Source organism: Caballeronia sp. LjRoot31, assembly GCF_964253885.1.
GTDB lineage: Bacteria > Pseudomonadota > Gammaproteobacteria > Burkholderiales > Burkholderiaceae > Caballeronia.
Genome location: NZ_CAXURX020000001.1, coordinates 260,664 through 278,561, shown reverse-complemented (window position 1 = coordinate 278,561; position 17,898 = coordinate 260,664). Strand labels below are relative to the sequence as shown.

16 protein-coding genes are annotated in these 17,898 nt (G+C 60.3%); 3 read left to right on the top strand and 13 right to left on the bottom strand.

Features of this window, described 5'->3' with window-relative positions; genetic code table 11:
• Positions 1–104: 104 nt before the first annotated feature.
• The 6 genes from ACSQ8V_RS01250 to ACSQ8V_RS01225 all read right to left on the bottom strand — a co-directional run bounded on the left by ACSQ8V_RS01250 (position 105) and on the right by ACSQ8V_RS01225 (position 5,934).
• The gene (locus tag ACSQ8V_RS01250) at positions 105–374 is read right to left on the bottom strand and encodes an HPr family phosphocarrier protein (RefSeq protein ID WP_031364349.1); all 270 of its coding nucleotides are present in this window, start codon (positions 372–374) and stop codon (positions 105–107) included.
• Positions 375–496: 122 nt separating this feature from the next.
• Positions 497–991: a PTS sugar transporter subunit IIA gene (locus ACSQ8V_RS01245; protein ID WP_436204661.1), complete on the bottom strand. Its 495-nt coding sequence runs from the start codon at positions 989–991 to the stop codon at positions 497–499.
• Positions 992–1,359: 368 nt separating this feature from the next.
• Positions 1,360–2,319 (bottom strand): glutathione synthase, encoded by a 960-nt coding sequence (gene gshB / locus ACSQ8V_RS01240; RefSeq protein ID WP_436204660.1) that lies wholly within the window; start codon positions 2,317–2,319, stop codon positions 1,360–1,362.
• A gap of 151 nt (positions 2,320–2,470) precedes the next feature.
• Positions 2,471–3,760, bottom strand: a complete 1,290-nt coding sequence (gene gshA, locus ACSQ8V_RS01235) for a glutamate--cysteine ligase (protein WP_213764735.1) — start codon at positions 3,758–3,760, stop codon at positions 2,471–2,473.
• A 303-nt stretch (positions 3,761–4,063) separates the two neighbouring features.
• Positions 4,064–5,563 carry an ammonium transporter gene (locus ACSQ8V_RS01230; RefSeq protein WP_213764734.1) on the bottom strand — a complete coding sequence of 500 codons (1,500 nt, stop codon included), beginning with the start codon at positions 5,561–5,563 and terminating at the stop codon, positions 4,064–4,066.
• Positions 5,564–5,595: 32 nt separating this feature from the next.
• Positions 5,596–5,934 carry a P-II family nitrogen regulator gene (locus tag ACSQ8V_RS01225; RefSeq protein WP_031364354.1) on the bottom strand — a complete coding sequence of 113 codons (339 nt, stop codon included), beginning with the start codon at positions 5,932–5,934 and terminating at the stop codon, positions 5,596–5,598.
• A gap of 463 nt (positions 5,935–6,397) precedes the next feature.
• On the opposite strand from ACSQ8V_RS01225, the gene ACSQ8V_RS01220 reads away from it, so the two are divergent.
• Both ACSQ8V_RS01220 and ACSQ8V_RS01215 read left to right on the top strand, forming a co-directional pair.
• On the top strand, positions 6,398–6,673 hold the full coding sequence (locus ACSQ8V_RS01220) for an accessory factor UbiK family protein (RefSeq protein WP_213764733.1): 276 nt from the start codon (positions 6,398–6,400) through the stop codon (positions 6,671–6,673).
• Positions 6,674–6,776: 103 nt separating this feature from the next.
• Positions 6,777–8,357 (top strand): YifB family Mg chelatase-like AAA ATPase, encoded by a 1,581-nt coding sequence (locus tag ACSQ8V_RS01215; RefSeq protein ID WP_436204659.1) that lies wholly within the window; start codon positions 6,777–6,779, stop codon positions 8,355–8,357.
• Between the two features lie 387 nt (positions 8,358–8,744).
• On the opposite strand, the gene ACSQ8V_RS01210 is transcribed toward ACSQ8V_RS01215, so the two are convergent.
• Positions 8,745–9,458 carry a hypothetical protein gene (locus tag ACSQ8V_RS01210; protein ID WP_436204658.1) on the bottom strand — a complete coding sequence of 238 codons (714 nt, stop codon included), beginning with the start codon at positions 9,456–9,458 and terminating at the stop codon, positions 8,745–8,747.
• Positions 9,459–9,624: 166 nt separating this feature from the next.
• On the opposite strand from ACSQ8V_RS01210, the gene ACSQ8V_RS01205 reads away from it, so the two are divergent.
• A complete protein-coding gene (locus ACSQ8V_RS01205) occupies positions 9,625–10,161 on the top strand; it encodes a peroxiredoxin family protein (protein ID WP_158937127.1) in 537 nt (178 codons plus the stop codon).
• A gap of 111 nt (positions 10,162–10,272) precedes the next feature.
• Here the strand turns inward: ACSQ8V_RS01205 and ACSQ8V_RS01200 are convergent, their stop codons facing one another.
• The 6 genes from ACSQ8V_RS01200 to ACSQ8V_RS01175 form a co-directional block, all read right to left on the bottom strand.
• Positions 10,273–11,613 carry a sigma-54-dependent transcriptional regulator gene (locus ACSQ8V_RS01200; protein WP_213764731.1) on the bottom strand — a complete coding sequence of 447 codons (1,341 nt, stop codon included), beginning with the start codon at positions 11,611–11,613 and terminating at the stop codon, positions 10,273–10,275.
• A 108-nt stretch (positions 11,614–11,721) separates the two neighbouring features.
• On the bottom strand, positions 11,722–13,731 hold the full coding sequence (locus tag ACSQ8V_RS01195) for a sensor histidine kinase (protein ID WP_436204657.1): 2,010 nt from the start codon (positions 13,729–13,731) through the stop codon (positions 11,722–11,724).
• A 69-nt stretch (positions 13,732–13,800) separates the two neighbouring features.
• The gene (locus ACSQ8V_RS01190; protein ID WP_213764729.1) at positions 13,801–15,084 is read right to left on the bottom strand and encodes a dicarboxylate/amino acid:cation symporter; all 1,284 of its coding nucleotides are present in this window, start codon (positions 15,082–15,084) and stop codon (positions 13,801–13,803) included.
• A 475-nt stretch (positions 15,085–15,559) separates the two neighbouring features.
• A complete protein-coding gene (gene lipA, locus ACSQ8V_RS01185; protein WP_213764728.1) occupies positions 15,560–16,570 on the bottom strand; it encodes a lipoyl synthase in 1,011 nt (336 codons plus the stop codon).
• Positions 16,571–16,583: 13 nt separating this feature from the next.
• Positions 16,584–17,333 carry a lipoyl(octanoyl) transferase LipB gene (lipB, locus tag ACSQ8V_RS01180; RefSeq protein ID WP_436204656.1) on the bottom strand — a complete coding sequence of 250 codons (750 nt, stop codon included), beginning with the start codon at positions 17,331–17,333 and terminating at the stop codon, positions 16,584–16,586.
• A 174-nt stretch (positions 17,334–17,507) separates the two neighbouring features.
• Positions 17,508–17,834, bottom strand: a complete 327-nt coding sequence (locus tag ACSQ8V_RS01175; RefSeq protein WP_436204655.1) for a DUF2917 domain-containing protein — start codon at positions 17,832–17,834, stop codon at positions 17,508–17,510.
• Between the last annotated feature and the right edge of the window lie 64 nt (positions 17,835–17,898).

The following is a 17,898-nucleotide window of genomic DNA, read 5'->3' as shown; positions in this document are numbered from 1 at the left end:
CAAACTGACGCAGTTTGTTGCGCCGCGTGTCAACGCCATGTCCACGGGCACAAAAAAGCCGCGTCAATGCGCGGCTTTTTCTCAGTGCTGCAGGCAGGACAACGTCATTGTCCTTCGCCAAATTTATCTGCGATGAGCGCAAGGATGCCCTTCATGGCTTCTGCTTCGTCGGAGCCTTCAGTTTCGATTGTTACCGTACTGCCGATTCCCGCCGCGAGCATCATCACGCCCATGATGCTTTTCGCGTTGATCCGGCGGCCGTTGCGGCTCATCCAGATCTCGCATTGAAAGTTTCCCGCCAGTTGTGTGAGCTTGGCTGAAGCACGCGCGTGCAGCCCCAGCTTGTTCACGATAGTTGTTTCCTGTTGCAGCATGATGCTCCGGGCGCTAGGTGAGAGGGCTGACGCGATGCAGCTGGGTCAATGCTTTTTAACGATCTTCTTAACGTGCGGCCAATGTGCCGTCAGCGGAGCAACTTAACGCGCTCAAGCGCGGCTCAGTGACTTGCCACCTTGGCGGGCATGCAACTGGTCGCGGCGGCGCCCACCGCGCAATTGGCAACGGCCGCAGCTGCGGCGCTGGCCATTGCGCAGGGATTGGCGGGCGTCGAGGCATCCAGCTCCTGAATGCCCTTCGATCCGCCTTGCAGCGACTTTTCAGCCAATGTGTCGAGCGGCGTGGTCCTGTAACAGACGGCGCGCACGAGCATGGGCAGATTGACGCCGGCGAGCACGCGAACGCTGCCGCTTGCCAGGCTTTGCGCGATATTCGCAGGCGTCGCGCCGAACACGTCCGTGAGGACGATCGCACCGTTTTCTTCCTTCAGACGGTCGATTTCGGAACGCGCAAACGCTCGGACTTCAACGGGGTCGCAATCCGGCTTCACATCGATCACACCAATGCGTGCGGGCAAACCGCCGTAAATGTGGGTAATGCACTCACGTAACGCCGAAGCGAACGGAGCGTGCGCAATAATTAGAATGCCAGCCATGTCAGAGTGTGCTGCCCCAAAACGACGAGATGCGTCGGAAATTGTGGGAACTTGCTGTTATATATGCCAATTGCGTGCTGAAAAATCGCGAAACATTGCAAAACGCGACTGCAACATCGATCCGGGTACAGAAACGTCAACAAGCGCCAATACCTAAGCTTAGTCGGATTTCGCACGCTATGCGCAGCGTTATGCGCTGCAGCAAGTTTCCACTTTCAATTTCGGGGCCGGATCGCGCCACGAAACGAATCTCATGAGCGGGAGATTGTAACAGTCTGGGAGAAATCAACGGTTGGGCGGCCTTCTTCGACAGCCACCTCTAATTTCTCGCTTCCCGCTCGTCATTAAACTGATCGCCAGCTTCTTGCTTAAGCTGCGGCCGCGCGTTCCAGTGCATCGATAAACATGCCGGCTACATCGAAACCTGTCTGGTCCATGATTTCACGGAAGCACGTGGGGCTGGTCACGTTCACTTCGGTCAGGTAGTCGCCAATGGCATCGAGTCCGACCAGCAGCAAGCCGCGTGCGAAAAGCGTCTGTCCGAGCGTTTCCGCAATCTTGCGATCGTTTTCCGTGAGCGGTTGTGCGCGCCCCAATCCGCCCGCGGCCAGGTTGCCGCGTACTTCGTTGCCCTGTGGAATCCGGGCAAGTGAATACGGCACGGGTTGCCCACCGATCAGCAGGATGCGTTTGTCGCCATCGACAATTTGCGGGATGAACTTTTGGGCCATGACGCTACGCGCGCCGTTGTCGCTGAGCATTTCCACGATCGTGCCGAGATTCATGCCGTCAGCCTTCACGCGAAACACGCCCATGCCACCCATGCCGTCGAGCGGCTTGAGGATCACGTCGCCGTGCTCGGCGTGGAAGGCGCGCAGACGCGCGGCATCGCGGGTGACCAGCGTGGGGACGACAAACTCCGGCCATTCGCCAATCGCCAGCTTTTCCGAGTGATCGCGGATCGCGCTCGGCTTGTTGAAGATGCGTGCACCGGTACGCTCGGCCAACTCCAAAAGCCACGTTGACGTCACATATTCCATGTCGAACGGCGGGTCTTTGCGCATCAGGACAGCGCCGAAATGCTTGAGGTCGAGCACTTCCGGCGTGGCGGCCTCATACCACGGCGAGCGCGCGGAATCTGCTTCGTCGCCGACGATTGTCACGCGCTGGACCGCCCCTTCTACCCTGCCGCCGACCCAGGCCAGATGTTGCGGCTCGCACGCGTAGATCGTGTGTCCGCGACGCGCGGCTTCGGCCATCATCGCGTAGGTCGTGTCTTTGTAGATCTTGAAGTGATCGAGCGGATCGGCGATAAAAAGGATGTCCATAAGCGTCCAGAGCGGCCGTTCGGCCTTGGTTTATTCAATAGGCGGCGGCAAACAGCGCCCTGCAATACGCGATTTTTAACACGTCGCGCGGGTTCGCGCCTGAAGTGCAAAACGGCCGCAACTTCGTGCGGCCGTCGTGATGGGGTGAAGCTTAGACCTGAATGGCTTCCGGATCGGTTTTTTCCAGTTCCACCGATGCCGCGAGCAACCCCAGCCGCGCCACCACGCCATACATATAAAAGCGGTTCGGCGGCGCGGCGCCGGGCTTCGCATGGGCGTCGGGCAAGGCCGTATGCTCGAAGCCGAGCGGCACGAAATGCATGCCCGGCGCGTTGAGGTTCTGGTCGCGGTCACGGGAATCGTGCACACGATAAAACCCGCCCACCACATACCGGTCGATCATGTAGACCACCGGCTCGGCGACTGCATTTTCCACGCGCTCGAATGTATGGACGCCCTCCTGCACGATCACGTCGTGGACTTCGAGGCCCTCTTTCGCGTCGTTCATCTTCACGCGTTCGCGTTTCGTCAGCGCGGCGACTTCCGACGCGTCGTGCACCGTCATGACGCCTTTGCCGTAGGTGCCGGCATCGGCTTTGATCACGACATACGGCTTCTCGCTGATTCCATACTCCCGATACTTCTTCGCAATCTTCTTCAACACGCCATCGATTGCATCCGCCAGCGCTTCCTCGCCGGTACGCGCCTCGTAATCCACGCCTTCCACGTGCGCGAAATACGGGTTGATCATCCACGGATCGATCTCGACGAGCTTCGAAAATTTCTTCGCGACGTCGTCATAACAGGCGAAGTGATTCGACTTGCGGCGCACGGCCCAGCCCGCATGCAACGGCGGCAGCAGATATTGCTCGTGCAGGTTTTCCAGCACGGGCGGAATGCCACCGGACAGGTCATTGTTCAGCAGGATCGAGCAGGGATCGAAGTTTTTCAGGCCCAGCCGGCGCGGCGTGCGTTCGAGCGGTTCGAGGACAATCTTCTGTCCGTCGGCGAGCGCGATGGTGACCGGTCCGTGAATATTCTCGTCGAGCGTGCCGAAGCGAATGTTCAGCCCGGCCTGACGCATGATGGTCGCGAGCCGCGCAACGTTCTCGAGATAAAACGCGTTACGCGTATGGCGCTCGGGGATCACGAGCAGGTTCTTCGCGTCGGGGCAGATCTTTTCGATCGACGCCATCGCGGCCTGCACGGCGAGCGGCAACACTTCCACCGGCAGGTTGTTGAAGCCGCCGGGGAACAGGTTGGTATCGACGGGAGCGAGCTTGAAACCGGCGTTGCGCAGGTCGACCGAACAATAGAACGGCGGGGTGTGTTCTTGCCACTCCAGCCGAAACCAGCGTTCGATGGACGGCGTCGCGTCGAGTATCTTCCGCTCGAGATCGAGCAAAGGGCCGTTTAAAGCCGTAACGAGGTGCGGAACCATTGATGACTCGCGGACTTAAGAGGAAAGATTGTAGAACAAACGCCTCACGTATTTGGGTATGAACTGCCTTTTCCCAAGCCTATTCGCACGGTTCGTGCCGGTGTTTGCATCAATCCCGCCAGCCAGAAACCATTACCTCGCACAAAAGCGGGACAAAAACGAGGGCAAAAAAAATGCCCGCCACTAAGTGGGCGGGCAAAATCGCTGCGCTTGTCTCGGAGCCTTACTGCTATTGCTTGCGCTCGATCAGGGGATGACACCGCGACCTCTCGCGCCGGGCATCACCTCCATCGAAAAAACTTCTTATTCGACGTGTTCGCCATGCAGCGAGACGTCGAGGCCTTCACGTTCCTCTTCTTCTGTGACACGCAGACCCATGACCATGTCGATAACCTTCAACAGGATGTAGCTGACCACGCCGCTGTAGACCAGCGTGGTGAGAACGCCCTTGGCTTGCAGCAGGATGCTGCCGTCCGCGCCGCCAATGTCCTTGACCGCGAAGATGCCGGTCAGGAGCGCGCCGAGAATACCGCCCACGCCGTGGACGCCGAACGCGTCGAGCGAATCATCGTAGCCGAGCTTCGTCTTGAGCCACGTTGCCGACCAGAAGCAAACCACGCCAGCCGCAATACCGATCACGATCGCGCCGGTCACGCCAACGAAGCCCGAAGCCGGCGTAATTGCCACCAGACCTGCCACCGCGCCCGAGATAATGCCGAGCACCGAAGGCTTACCCTTGGCCAGCCATTCGGCGAACATCCAGCCGAACGCGGCAAATGCGGTAGCGATTTGCGTGGTGAGCATTGCGAAACCGGCACGGCCATCAGCCGCCACTGCCGAACCCGCGTTGAAGCCGAACCAGCCGACCCACAACATGGAAGCACCGATCAGCGAGAGCACGAGGTTGTGCGGCGCCATGACTTCGCGGCCGTAACCGACCCGTTTGCCGAGCACCAGACAGCACACCAGACCTGCGATACCGGCGTTGATGTGAACCACCGTGCCGCCTGCGAAGTCGAGGATGCCAGCCGCCGACAGCCAGCCCGTCGGTTCCCAGACCATGTGCGCGATCGGCGAGTAGACGATGATCGTCCACAGTCCCATGAATACCAGCATGGCGGAGAACTTCATCCGGTCAGCGAACGCGCCGGCGATCAGCGCCGGGGTGATGATCGCGAACGTCATCTGGTAGACGAAGTAGACCGATTCCGGAATCGTCGGAGCCAGATGGCTGACGGTCAGGGTGGTCGCCTTGTCGCCGTGGATGTAGTTCATGCCGTGCAGGAACACCCGCGAGAAGCCGCCGATGAATGCGTTACCCGGTGTGAACGCAAGGCTGTAGCCAACCACGGTCCAGAGGATCGTGACCAGGCAGCAGATCGCGAAGCTCTGCATCACGGTCGCGAGCACGTTCTTCTTGCGGACCATGCCCGCGTAGAACAGCGCCAGGCCCGGGATCGTCATGAACAGCACGAGGGCGGTGGAGGTCAGCATCCAGGCGGTATCGCCGGAATTGATCTTCGATGAATCAACAGAGAACGGTGCCGTCGGCGCGGCCGGTGCGGCGTCGGATGCGCCGGAAGCCGGAGCGGCCGCCGATGCTGCGTCAGCGCCCGAAGCCGGGGCCGTATCGGCGCTGACTGGGGAGGCTGTATCCGGTGCGCTTGCGGGTGCCGCTGCGGTCGTGTCTGAAGCCGCGGCGGATGCAGCCGCTGGCGCGGATGCATCCTGCGCCATCACGGTGCCGACGCTCACTCCCAAGAGCGACCCCGCCATCAACAAGGACATCAATAATTTACGCATTCTTCTGTTTCCTCTTATCGCCGTGTCTTTTTTTAGAGAGCGTCCGCGCCGGTTTCACCGGTGCGAATGCGAATGACTTGTTCAATCGGGGTGACGAAGATCTTGCCGTCGCCGATCTTGCCCGTGCGAGCCGCGCGCTCGACCGCCTCGATCGCCTGGTCGACGATGTCGTCGGAAACCGCCGCTTCGATCTTCACTTTCGGCAGGAAATCGACCACGTATTCGGCGCCGCGATACAGCTCCGTGTGGCCCTTCTGGCGGCCGAAGCCTTTTACCTCGGTCACGGTGATGCCCGAGACGCCAATAGCCGATAGCGCTTCGCGTGCTTCGTCGAGCTTGAACGGCTTGATGATTGCGGTAATAAGCTTCATGTATCCCTCGCTGTGTGTCGAACAGAGTTGGCGCGTGAGCGCTTTAATCTGGTCCGATGCCTGATCCCCGTTGCCTCATGTCCGTCGCGAGTGGTGTCTGATGCGCCACGCCGCATTGCCGACCGCCCGGAAAAGCGCGCACGGACAAGGCCCGGGCCACATATGCAACTCGTATGCCATGCGCGTGTCCATGACCGGTCAAACCGGCTCGAAGGGCATGCAATGCGTGGGCGTAGACCGGATGGCCAGCAACGCTTGCGTTCGCTGGCGCGCACCGTGGATCGTTGCTAGAGTGCTCGCAAGGTCCAGCAAGCAGGTGTGTTCCAAAGCGCGGCATCGTGTTGCGCGGAGGGGTCGGGGTTCTCCTGGTGCGCCAGAGTACGCACCAAATTGGATCATCCGGTTTGCCGGAGCACTGAGCTAACAATGAATGCACTTATATGGTGCGCAAGAGGAAAACCGCATGAAACAACCGAATGACATGTTCAATGACTTCCAGGCCAAGATGAGCGAGCTGCTCAAGAATTCGCCGGCAAAGGACATTGAAAAGAATATGAAAGCCATGCTGTCCCAGGGTTTTTCGAAGCTGGATCTGGTGACGCGTGAAGAATTTGATACCCAAACGCAAGTGCTCGTGCGTACGCGCGCCCGGCTCGAGGAACTGGAACAACGCGTCGCGCAACTGGAAGCGAAGCTGGGCGGCGGACCGTCGTCCAGTTCGTCCAGTGTCCAGGACTGAAGTCCAGATGTTCTAAAGCGTGTCATCGGCTAAGCGAGCCGTGATGTTGGATCATTAAGCCGGCGCCTCGAATTAGCGAGGCAACGGCAGCGGGGAAAAAATCATGTCGCTTGCCGTGGTGCGCAGCCGCGCGCCCGCCCCTGGGCGTGCGCCCGAGGTGACCGTCGAGGTTCATCTCGCCAATGGATTACCTTCGTTTTCAATCGTCGGCTTGCCCGATCTCGAAGTTCGTGAAAGCCGCGAGCGGGTGCGCGCAGCACTCCAGAATTGCGGTTTCGATTTCCCCGTCCGCCGCATCACCGTCAATCTCGCTCCCGCCGACCTGCCAAAGGAATCCGGCCGTTTTGACCTGCCGATCGCTTTGGGCATTCTTGCAGCGAGCGGCCAGATTCCGGCCGATGCGCTGCTGAATCGCGAGTTCGCCGGGGAATTGTCGTTGACCGGTGCACTGCGCCCAATGCGCGGCGCGTTCGCCATGGCCTGTGGCGCGGCGCGTCAATATGCGCGCGCCGGGTCGGTGCTCGAAGGCGCGTCCATCCGCGAGTCCGATCCCCGCATGCCCGAAATCTATCTGCCCCTGGGAAGTGCGGCGGAAGCGGCGCTGGTCCCGGGTATCGATGTATTCGGGGCCGCCAATCTGCCCGCTTTGTGTGCACACCTGAGTGGTTCCGTCGAGGGTCGTCTTACACCTATCCGCGGTGCGGCGCCCGATTCCCCGCTGCGCAGGCGCGCGCCGTTGCCCGATCTCGTCGATGTGATCGGCCATCCCGGCGCACGCCGCGCGCTCGAGGTTGCGGCTGCGGGTGGACATCATCTGCTGATGGTCGGACCGCCCGGCGCCGGCAAGTCAATGCTCGCCGCCCGGCTACCCAGCCTTCTTCCGCCCATGACCGACGACGAAGCGTTGTCCTCGGCGGCCATTCTGTCCGCCAGCATGCTCGGATTTTCGCCCTCGCAATGGCGCCAGCGACCGTTTCGTGCGCCGCATCATTCGTCGAGTTCGGTTGCGCTGGTAGGTGGGCGCAATCCGCCGCAACCCGGCGAGATCACGCTGGCGCATCTCGGCGTGCTGTTCCTCGACGAACTGCCCGAATTCGACCGGAAGGTGCTCGAGACGCTACGCGAACCGCTGGAGGCTGGCCGCATCACTATTTCACGCGCCGCGCATCAGGCCGATTTTCCGGCGGCGTGTCAATTGGTCGCAGCCATGAATCCCTGCCCGTGCGGCTGGCGCGGCGATCCGAACGGCCGCTGCCGATGCACGCCCGACGTCGCTACGCGGTATCTGCGCAAGTTGTCGGGGCCGCTGCTCGATCGCATCGATATCCAGATCGAATTGCCCGCGTTGTCGCCGGCGGAATTGTCCGGGAGGAGTGCATCCGTTGGCGAGACCAGCGCGGTCGTTGCACGGCGTGTCGCCGACGCGCGCGACCGGCAACTCGAACGGCAAGGAAAGACGAATCGCGAGCTGGACGGACGGGAAGTGGACGCTGTCTGCCCGCTCGATGCCACCGGCGAAGCCTTGCTTCGCGAAGCCAGCGAACGTTTCGGCTGGTCGGCACGAGCGTATTACCGCGTTCTGAAAGTGGCGCGCACGATCGCCGATCTCGCGGCGGCCGATTCACCCACCGCGACTCACCTCGCCGAAGCAATTCAATATCGACGGGCATTTGCGACCGCATAAACCACACGTCGGAACTGCCGCCCGCAAAAAAGAAAAATCGGCTGTCAAGACTTGACTTATGCACATTGCATCGTTCTTTGTTTCTCTAACATCTGATCAAACACCTATTTTGTCAATGATCGTCAGGCCTTTGATTTTATTAACTATTTTTGACTGCACTGAATCAAGGCAAAGTAAGGAAAGCCGCGTCGGACGGGCACTTGGCGAGGGCGCGGCGATGTTTTCCACAAAGTTATCCACAGCCTCTGTGGATAGTTGAAAAAACTGAGATAAATCCTAGTTTTAGCTGTAAATGCTTGTGCGACTTCTCAGATACGAAACGTTTGCTGCGCGTCGTTCAATTTGAGAAATATTGACGAACGAATGGACGCGATTCGGGGCAAATACTTAAAAAAGTTTGAACGAGGAAAAAAATTGATCGATTTGATCGGCCGGCGGCGCCTTGGTTGAGACGATTGCGATTTGGTAAGCGTGCGTCCCTTTGGCGATGAAACGGGCCCGGATCTGACGCGTTTCGCTCTTCTGGCCGTTGGCGCTCGCCTCGCTCGCGTAACTCGTCCCGCTGACGGTGATTTCCGCCCCGGGCAAACGTCCGCCTGCCGCCACTTCGATATCCACAGGATGCGCAGCGGGCGCGGTATTGAGGTTGCGCGCCAATCCTTGCTGAAGAAAATCGAGCGCAGCGCGCTGGGTCGCGGGGTCGGCGTTGGGCAAATCAACCGTACCGACGGCGAATACCGCGTCGCCCGCCTCGGCCATCTGCATCTTCATGTGCATCGGCTTGCCGGCGACGTCGATATCACGGGCGTCGGAACGCGGCTTGGCTGGAAAGGTAACTTCGTAGGCGTCGTCGTTGTTCTGGATCGTGCGCCAGTCATAGGCCGGCGTGCAGGCCAGCAGCGCGGCGGCGGTGACCAGCAGCGTGGTGGTCGAAGCGGCCGACTTGAACAGCGTGCGCGGGGAAGGCACTACGGCGTGAAAAACAAAGCGTTTCAAGGCGCGGGAAAAAGATCGGATCATGAGAAAAACTGGGGGAAAAGCATGATTATCCGCTGCCGGTGCTGAAACCGTTGACGGTGACCAAGACGGCGGCTGCCACACGGGGCTGTGCCCTGCCTTGCAAAAGGCTCACAGCAAGCCGCACGCAGAACGCTTTTTCAAGATTGGGGCTAAAATGCCCTGCATCCCGGCAAGCTGGCATTGCTGCGCGTTGTTGCAAATCAGTCGAGTACGAACCAGATACGAACCGAGCACGCTCGAGGTTTCCATGTCAGAAAATTCACAGGTTTCACCCGGGCGCAGCAAGAGCCCGCTGCGCTATATCTTGATGGCAGTTGTCGCCGGCGTGATTGCGTGCACCGGCTACTTTGCGTTCGGCGGCCAGCAACGCGTTCCGGACGCCACGTTCACGCTGTTGTCGGGTCAGAAGATCTCGACATCGACGGATCTGAAGGGCAAGGTCTACCTGATCAACTTCTGGGCGACCGACTGCGAAACGTGCATGAAAGAGATGCCGGCGATGGTCGACACATACAACCGCTTCAAGGGCCGCGGCCTGGAATTCGTCGCGGTGGCGATGAAATACGACGCGCCAATGTACGTGACCAACTACGCGCAGACGCGCAACCTGCCGTTCAAGGTTGCAATGGACGACGGCAGCGCGGCGAAGCAGTTCGGCAACGTGCAATTGACGCCGACTACGTTTGTCGTGGATAAGGACGGCAAGATCTTGAAGCGTTACGTGGGTGAGCCGACGTTCGCGGAACTCGATGCGCTTCTCGACAAAGCGCTGAACGCAGCCTGAAACCGGTTCGGCTTGACGCATTACCCCAGGCACAAGCAAAACGCCCGCCGATTCATCGGCGGGCGTTTTGCTTTTTAAGGCGTGGAAAATACGCAGAAGATCACATGCGGCCTACCGATCGACTTCGCCCTTCGCCGCCAGCCCATAGCGCTTGATCTTCTCGTAGAGCGTGGCCTTGCCCAGTTGCAGCCGATCGGCCGCCGCAGCCACCACACCGCCGCACTGCTCCAGCGCCTCCCCGATCACCGCGCGTTCGAACTGCTCCGTACGCTCTTTGAGCGATTGCGTGGCGGCATCGAGCGGAACGCCGGTTTCATCGATGATACCCAGCACCATCCGGTCCGCCGCGTTGCGCAGTTCGCGCACATTGCCCGGCCAGTCACGCTGCATCAGCTCGGCTCGCTGGCGATCGTTGAGCAAAGGCGCGGGGCGCTCGTATCGCACGGCGGCATCGAGCAAAAAGTGTTCGAAGAGTGGCACCACGTCTTCGCGGCGTTCGGCGAGCGGTGGCAGCGTGATCGTCACCACGTTTAGCCGGTACATCAGGTCGCGCCGGAACGTACCTGCCGCGACGTGCTCCGCCATATCGCCCTTCACGGCCGCGATCACGCGGCAATTCGCACGAATCGGCTGATTCGAGCCCAGCCGCTCCAGCACGCCGTCCTGCAGCACGCGAAGCAACTTCACTTGTAACGCAAGCGGCATGCTTTCGATTTCATCGAGGAACAGCGTGCCGCCCGACGCATGTTCAAGCTTGCCGATGCGGCGTTTCTGCGCGCCGGTAAACGCGCCGGCCTCGTAGCCGAACATCTCCGACTCGAACATCTGCTCGGGCAATGCGCCGCAATTCACCGCGATAAACGGTTTGTCCCGGCGCGGCGACAGGTCGTGCAGGCTACGCGCAATCAGTTCCTTGCCGGCGCCGGTGTCTCCGTTGATCAGAACGGAGGCGTCAGTGGGCGCGACGTTGGCGATCAGTTTGCGTACTTGTTCAATCGCCGGGCTGCGTCCGATGATTCTCGGCGCCACACTGCTCTGCCCGGCAAGTTCACGCCGCAGCGCGCGGTTTTCCAGCACGAGCGTGCGGCGTTCCAGCGCGCGGCGAACCGCTTCAATCAAACGCTCCGACGCGAAGGGCTTTTCGATGAAATCGTAGGCGCCGTCGCGCATCGCCTGGACGGCCATCGAGATATCGCCGTGGCCTGTCACGAGGATGACCGGCACTTCGGGCGCCCGCTCGTGGCATTGAGCCAGAAGGTCGAGACCGCTCGCCCCCGGCAGACGGATGTCGCTCACGATCACGCCCGGGAAACTGGCATCGATCAAGCGCGATGCGCCCTCCACACTGCCGAATGCGGTTACCTCGAAGCCCGCGAGCTGGAGGCTTTGCACGCTTGCACGGCGCACCAGTTCATCGTCTTCGATGAAAATCACCTGAACGCCTGTGGTCATGGGTTTCTACTCCTGCGGGGTATTGCTTTGTATTGCCGCTTTCAGCGCGAGCGACGGCGTGTCATCGCATTTTCTCAGCATGTGGCACGTGCTACTACAGCCTGCTTTTCACGCCCGATGCAGCGTAATCACGAATTCTGCCCCGTGCGAGCGATCGGCGTCGGCCTGCGTGCCGCCCTCGGGCCCATCCACTTCCATCTGCGGGACGAGGTTGCGTGCGACCAATGTGCCGCCGTAATCCCGCGCTATAGCCGATGAAATCGCCAACCCCAGGCCCAATCCGTGACCCATTTCCTTCGTGGTGAAAAACGGCTCGAAAAGACGCGGCAGGACATCTGCTGGAATGCCCGGCCCGTTGTCGCGCACCAGAATGTCGACCGTTGTTTCGTACCTCACCAACTCAATCTCGATACGAGGAACATCGCACGCGGCCACCGCGTCCAGCGCGTTGCCAATCAGGTTGATCAGGATTTGCTCAAGCCGCAAATCCTCGCAGCGCACATACAGCGGCGGGCTGGAATCGGCGCGTTCGTTGGCATCGAAGGCGAGCACCACGTTCTTCATGCGCGGCTGCAACATGGCGAGCACGTTGCGCAATGCGCGGCCAACATCGGTACGCGCGTTTTTCGGACGGGCCTTCGCCACGAACAACTTCAACTGATTCGTGATCTTTCCCATGCGCTCGGTCAGCGCGGCAATCGCCTCGAGATTCTCATGGGCCGCCACGTGATCGCCGCGCTCGATGAGCACGCGGGTGTTGTCGGAGAAACTGCGCAACGCGGCAAGCGGCTGGTTCAGTTCATGCGTGATGCCCGCCGCCATCTGACCGAGCGCGGCCAGTTTGCTCGCCTGGATCAGCTCGTCGTGCGCGGCGCGCAAGTCCTGTTCGGCCCGCGTGCGCTCGCCGACCTCCTTGGTCAACAACGCGTTCGCCTCCGATAAATCCACCGTTCGCTCCGCGACGCGTTCGTTCAGCTCGGCATAAGCCGTCTGCAACAGCGCGCGGCTGCGGATCATTTCCCGCACGCGCACACGCCGCATGCGCCAGTAGAACGCGAGCAAACATAGCGAGACGAACACGAGCGCGGTCACAATCGTCGCGCTCCACGCGGCATCGACCGCCGGATCGAGAGACACCATCGTCATCAAGTGCCAATCGGGCTCGCCCAATGCGCGCTGCGTGGCGAGAAAACTCGGCGCGTCGCGCCCGCCTCCCACGCGCACAATCTGCGCGCCGTCTTCGAGCGTTCGCACGATGGTCATCGGCAACGCGGTGATCGGATGCTGCGCGTATTGCCGCGCCGAATACACCGACGCTTCGATGTCCTTCGGCAACGGCCGCAGCGTGTGATATTTCCATGCCGGCACGGAAGACAGGAAGATCACGCCGTGATCGTCGGTGACGAGCAGCGGCTCGGAGGCATCGGCGCCTTGCAGCCATTCCAGGTTCAGCTTGACCACCGCCACGCCGATAATGTCCCGCGTGCCCTCTTTGAATACCGGCTGCGAGATGAAATAACCGGGCTCGCGCGAGATCGTGCCGAGACCGAAAAAGCGGCCGGTGCCGCCTTTGACTGCATCGACGAAATACGGCCGGAACAGGTATTCCGCGCCCACGAAACTATCCGGTCCATTCCAGTTGCTCGCCGCCACGCAGCGCCCGTTCGACTGGATGATGTAGGTCGCCGTGGCGCGCGCGTGCGTGTTCAGGTCGGCGAGATAACGGTCCGCGCGTGCGGCGAAGCTTGGGTTCGGATCGGCGAGAACCTCCTGCACGAACGGGTGGCGCGAAAGCAGATAAGGCAGATATTCGTAACGGTCGAGCGTGCTTTTCAGCTCGGCCGTCGTACGGTCTACACGCGCCGCCGCGTTTTGACGCAACGTGTCGAGCCCGCGTTGCCACGCGATGCTCCACGTGAGCGCGCATACACCGGCCAGCGCTGCGAGGAGAAGCAGGAAAACGACCAAACGCCGGGTCACGTGAACGGGCTCCAGACGATGGGGAAGCCCGATTGTGGCACGCGCTGCTTCGAACGCGGTTTCCGCCGATGCCTTCGTGCCCTGCTTCGTAAACGCATGCGGCGAAGCATCCGCCGCCGAATGCTTCGCCGCTTTCATTGCTGTTGAATCCTTTTCGCGTGGATGTCGACTAAGCAGCGAACTCGGATGAGCCGCTGCTTCGCCCGATCAGGACACGGTTTCGGCTTCGGTATCCACCGCGCCGTGCTTGAGCTGATCGCGCAGCTTGTTGCGGTCCAGTTCCTTTTCCCACGCCGACACAACCACCGTCGCCACGCCGTTACCCACGATGTTCGTCAACGCGCGGCACTCGCTCATGAAGCGGTCGATGCCAAGAATCAGCACCATGCCCGACAGCGGAATGGTCGGTACGACAGCGAGCGTTGCAGCCAGCGTGATGAACCCTGCGCCGGTCACGCCGCTCGCGCCCTTCGACGTCAGCATGGTCACCGCGAGCAGCGTCAGTTGCTGCGTCCACGTCAGGTCCGTGTTCGTGGCCTGGGCGATGAACAGGACGGCCATCGTCATGTAGATGTTGGTGCCGTCGAGGTTGAACGAATAACCGGTCGGCACGACGAGGCCCACCACCGAGCGCGAGCAGCCGAGCTTTTCGAGTTTGAGCATCAATTGCGGCAACGCGGCTTCCGATGAACTCGTGCCCAGCACGATCAGCATTTCTTCCTTGATGTACGCGACGAACCGGAAGATGTTGAAGCCCACCAGCCGCGCAATCGCGCCGAGTACGACGACCACGAAGACGATCGACGTCAGATAGAACGTGCCGATCAGCTTGAGCATGGGGATCAGCGAGCCGATGCCGTACTTGCCGATGGTGAACGCCATTGCACCGAACGCGCCGATCGGGGCCAGCTTCGTGATGATGCGCACGATGCCGAACAGGATGTGCGACAAGCCTTCGATAAAGCTCGTCACCACGCGGCCTTTCTCACCTGCAGTAGCCAGCACGGCACCGAACAACAGCGCGACCAGCAGGATCTGCAGGATTTCGCCTTGCGCGAATGCGGACGAGATCGTGTCCGGAATGATGTGCATCAGGAAATCGGTGGTCGTCTGGCCGTGCGCCTTCGCGGCGTACGAAGCGACCGCCTTGGCGTCCAGCGTAGCCGGATCGATATTGAAGCCAACGCCTGGTTTCAGCAGATGCGTCGCGGCCAGGCCGAGCACAAGTGCGAACGTCGAGACGATTTCGAAGTAGAGCAGCGCCTTGCCGCCTACGCGCCCGACCTTCTTCATGTCTTCCATGCCGGCGATACCGGTCACGACCGTACAGAAGATGATTGGGCCGATCACCATCTTGATGAGCTTGATGAACCCATCTCCGAGCGGTTTCATCTCGGTGGCGAGCGCAGGATAAAAATGCCCGAGCGCAATGCCGATGGCAATAGCCAACAGCACCTGCACATACAGGACTTTATAAAAAGGTTTCTTCACGGTTGTCACAGTTGTTCCGGGCATGGTCGGCGAAAAAGCAAAGGGGTGAGACAAAAACGCGCCGGCGCTAGGCTGCGGCGATGCGCGTCTGGCGTCGGCAAAATCAGGTAAAGCTGAATGGGATGGGTTGCATCGAATCGTCTCCCTGTCTTTTTTATGGCCTGTCTGGCCACCCTTCATATTGCAAGGTCGATGCCAGTTTTTGACCCGCGTTCAGCATTGATTTTTAAGGGTTTTTTGTTGATGCGAAACAGTGAAAATCTGCGTTTCCGGAATTCGGGAATTAGACCGTCCGACCATCCGGACGGCATTCGGGTTATCCCTGAGACGCTTTATTTACGGGCTTTCCCGAGGTTTTCGGGGGATTGGAAGAGGGTTCGGCGAGGTCGCGCGTTCCGGGCAATTGGAGCGGTGTCAAAACGAAAAAACCCACGTTTCCGTGGGTTTTTTCGTACTGGTCAAGCCAGAGGAAAACTTACATCGCTCCGACCAGGCCCGCGTCGTGAGCCTGCTGATCCGCGTGGTAGCTCGAACGGACCATCGCGCCAACGGCCGCGTGCGTGAACCCCATCTTGTACGCTTCTTCCTCGTACATCTTGAACGTATCCGGATGCACGTACGAACGCACCGGAAGATGATGTTCGGAAGGCTGCAAATACTGGCCGATAGTCAGCATATCGACGTTGTGCTCACGCAGGTCGCGCATGACCTGGAGGATTTCTTCTTCCGTTTCGCCCAGGCCGACCATCAGGCCGGACTTGGTCGCCACTTCCGGATGCAGCGCCTTGAAGTCCTTCAGCAGCTTCAGCGAATGCGCGTAATCCGAACCCGGACGCGCTTCCTTGTACAGACGCGGCACCGTTTCAAGATTGTGGTTCATCACGTCGGGCGGCGCGGCGGTCAGAATGCCGATTGCGCGGTCCAGACGGCCACGGAAATCCGGCGTCAAAATTTCGATGCGCGTCATCGGCGAATGCTCGCGCACCTGCCGGATACATTCCACGAAGTGCGCTGCGCCGCCGTCGCGCAGGTCGTCGCGGTCAACGCTCGTGATCACCACATACTTCAACTTCAACGCGCCGATAGTGCGTGCGAGGTTCAGCGGTTCGTCGGCATCGAGGGGATCGGGGCGGCCGTGGCCCACGTCGCAGAACGGGCAACGACGCGTGCATTTATCGCCCATGATCATGAAGGTCGCGGTGCCCTTGCCGAAACATTCGCCAATGTTCGGGCAGCTCGCTTCTTCGCAGACCGTATGGAGATTGTGTTCGCGCAGGATCTGCTTGATTTCGGTGAATCGTGAATTGCCCGTTGCGGCCTTCACGCGAATCCATTCCGGCTTTTTCAGCCTTTCGATCGGGATGATCTTGATCGGGATGCGCGCCGTTTTCGCCTGCGCTTTTTGTTTGGCGGTGGCGTCGTAGGGCGCCGCAGCGGGGGTCGAAGTAGCGGTGCTGCCAGCCAGATTTCCGGTTACGTCAGTCATTCGGTCGGTCCATTCAGACGGCCACGCCGTTCTGCGGTTGGGCGGCGGTCGCGCTGTGGCCGCCAATATGGTGAGTGAGGTTTTCTGCCAGCGTTTGAGCCACGTCGTTCCATTCTGCCGTCACGCCGAGTGTTGCCATGTCGACAGTTTCGAGGCCGGCGTAGCCACACGGGTTGATCGCGAGGAACGGTTGCAAGTCCATTTTCACGTTGAGGCTCACACCGTGATAACTGCAGCCGTTGCGAATTTTCAGCCCGAGCGCTGCGATCTTTGCGCCTGCATGGGCGAGCTGCGACGGCGTTGGCGCGACGTAGATGCCCGGCGCGCGTTCCTTGCGTTCCGTTGCGAGATTATACGATGCAAGCGTTTCGATCACGCCTGCCTCGATTCGCTGCACGAGTTCGCGGACCATGAGTTTGCGGCGGCGTAGATCGAGCAGGAGGTATGCAACAACTTGTCCGGGCCCGTGATAGGTGATCTGGCCGCCACGATCGACTTTGACGAGCGGAATGTCGCTATCGGGGTTGAGCAGATGCGCGGGATCGCCGGCCAGTCCCAGCGTGAAAACGGGCGGATGTTCGACGAGCCAGATTTCATCGGCGGTCTCGGGCGTGCGCGTATCCGTGAAGGCGCGCATGGCGTCGAAACTTTGTGTGTAGGGCTCAAGGCCACGCCAGCGGAAAATGACCGAGGGGGTCAAGGCGCTAGGGACGGAGTGGTCTATTGACGCTGAGTGGGGAGTTATTACCGGCTGGGCGGACATAGTCCCGTTAGTTTACCGAACTTCGGTTGCTCGCGTCGGCGGACGGTTTTTGAAGGAGTGGTTTTGCGGCCTGGCGGTCGAGGCCCAGCAACCCGGCTTCAGTCTCGACCGCTAAGCCCTGCAATCTTGTGCGAGCCAAACTACCTCGCTACATGAGCGAGAACGGGAAACCGCTTAAACCGTCCTCCACCCCGACCGGAACCGCCCGGCAAGCTTCTCAAAACGGCGCGCCAACCATCCAATCGCCCGCTGATCTGGCCGCGGCGCCAACGTGAACACCACCTGCGCCGTACGCCCCTTCTCCGTACTCAGCCACAACCGCTCATGCTCACGCAGCTTCAGGCAATCGCCTGGTACAAGCCAGTAATCTTCCGTATCGTTACTGCGCGTAGCCCACACTGGCGCACCCTGAACGACCAACCGAACGCTGCGGCCGATCTTCATCGGAACGGTTTCCCCATCGCCTATCTCAAACGTGATGCTTGTGGATATTTCTCGCATGACAGCCTCCGCCAAAAATCGTGTTCATGGCTATAAGATAGGCTCAGCATACGTTTCAGCAAAA

What these genes read in the sequence shown, in the direction of transcription:
- ACSQ8V_RS01215 (WP_436204659.1), top strand. Translation starts at nt 6,777, where the DNA reads ATGTCGCTTGCCGTGGTGCGCAGCCGCGCGCCCGCCCCTGGGCGTGCG.
- lipB (WP_436204656.1), bottom strand. Translation starts at nt 17,333, where the DNA reads ATGTCCGCCCAGCCGGTAATAACTCCCCACTCAGCGTCAATAGACCAC.
- ACSQ8V_RS01245 (WP_436204661.1), bottom strand. Translation starts at nt 991, where the DNA reads ATGGCTGGCATTCTAATTATTGCGCACGCTCCGTTCGCTTCGGCGTTA.
- gshA (WP_213764735.1), bottom strand. Translation starts at nt 3,760, where the DNA reads ATGGTTCCGCACCTCGTTACGGCTTTAAACGGCCCTTTGCTCGATCTC.
- ACSQ8V_RS01225 (WP_031364354.1), bottom strand. Translation starts at nt 5,934, where the DNA reads ATGAAGCTTATTACCGCAATCATCAAGCCGTTCAAGCTCGACGAAGCA.
- ACSQ8V_RS01250 (WP_031364349.1), bottom strand. Translation starts at nt 374, where the DNA reads ATGCTGCAACAGGAAACAACTATCGTGAACAAGCTGGGGCTGCACGCG.
- ACSQ8V_RS01200 (WP_213764731.1), bottom strand. Translation starts at nt 11,613, where the DNA reads ATGACCACAGGCGTTCAGGTGATTTTCATCGAAGACGATGAACTGGTG.
- gshB (WP_436204660.1), bottom strand. Translation starts at nt 2,319, where the DNA reads ATGGACATCCTTTTTATCGCCGATCCGCTCGATCACTTCAAGATCTAC.
- ACSQ8V_RS01230 (WP_213764734.1), bottom strand. Translation starts at nt 5,563, where the DNA reads ATGCGTAAATTATTGATGTCCTTGTTGATGGCGGGGTCGCTCTTGGGA.
- ACSQ8V_RS01220 (WP_213764733.1), top strand. Translation starts at nt 6,398, where the DNA reads ATGAAACAACCGAATGACATGTTCAATGACTTCCAGGCCAAGATGAGC.
- ACSQ8V_RS01205 (WP_158937127.1), top strand. Translation starts at nt 9,625, where the DNA reads ATGTCAGAAAATTCACAGGTTTCACCCGGGCGCAGCAAGAGCCCGCTG.
- ACSQ8V_RS01175 (WP_436204655.1), bottom strand. Translation starts at nt 17,834, where the DNA reads ATGCGAGAAATATCCACAAGCATCACGTTTGAGATAGGCGATGGGGAA.
- lipA (WP_213764728.1), bottom strand. Translation starts at nt 16,570, where the DNA reads ATGACTGACGTAACCGGAAATCTGGCTGGCAGCACCGCTACTTCGACC.
- ACSQ8V_RS01195 (WP_436204657.1), bottom strand. Translation starts at nt 13,731, where the DNA reads ATGAAAGCGGCGAAGCATTCGGCGGCGGATGCTTCGCCGCATGCGTTT.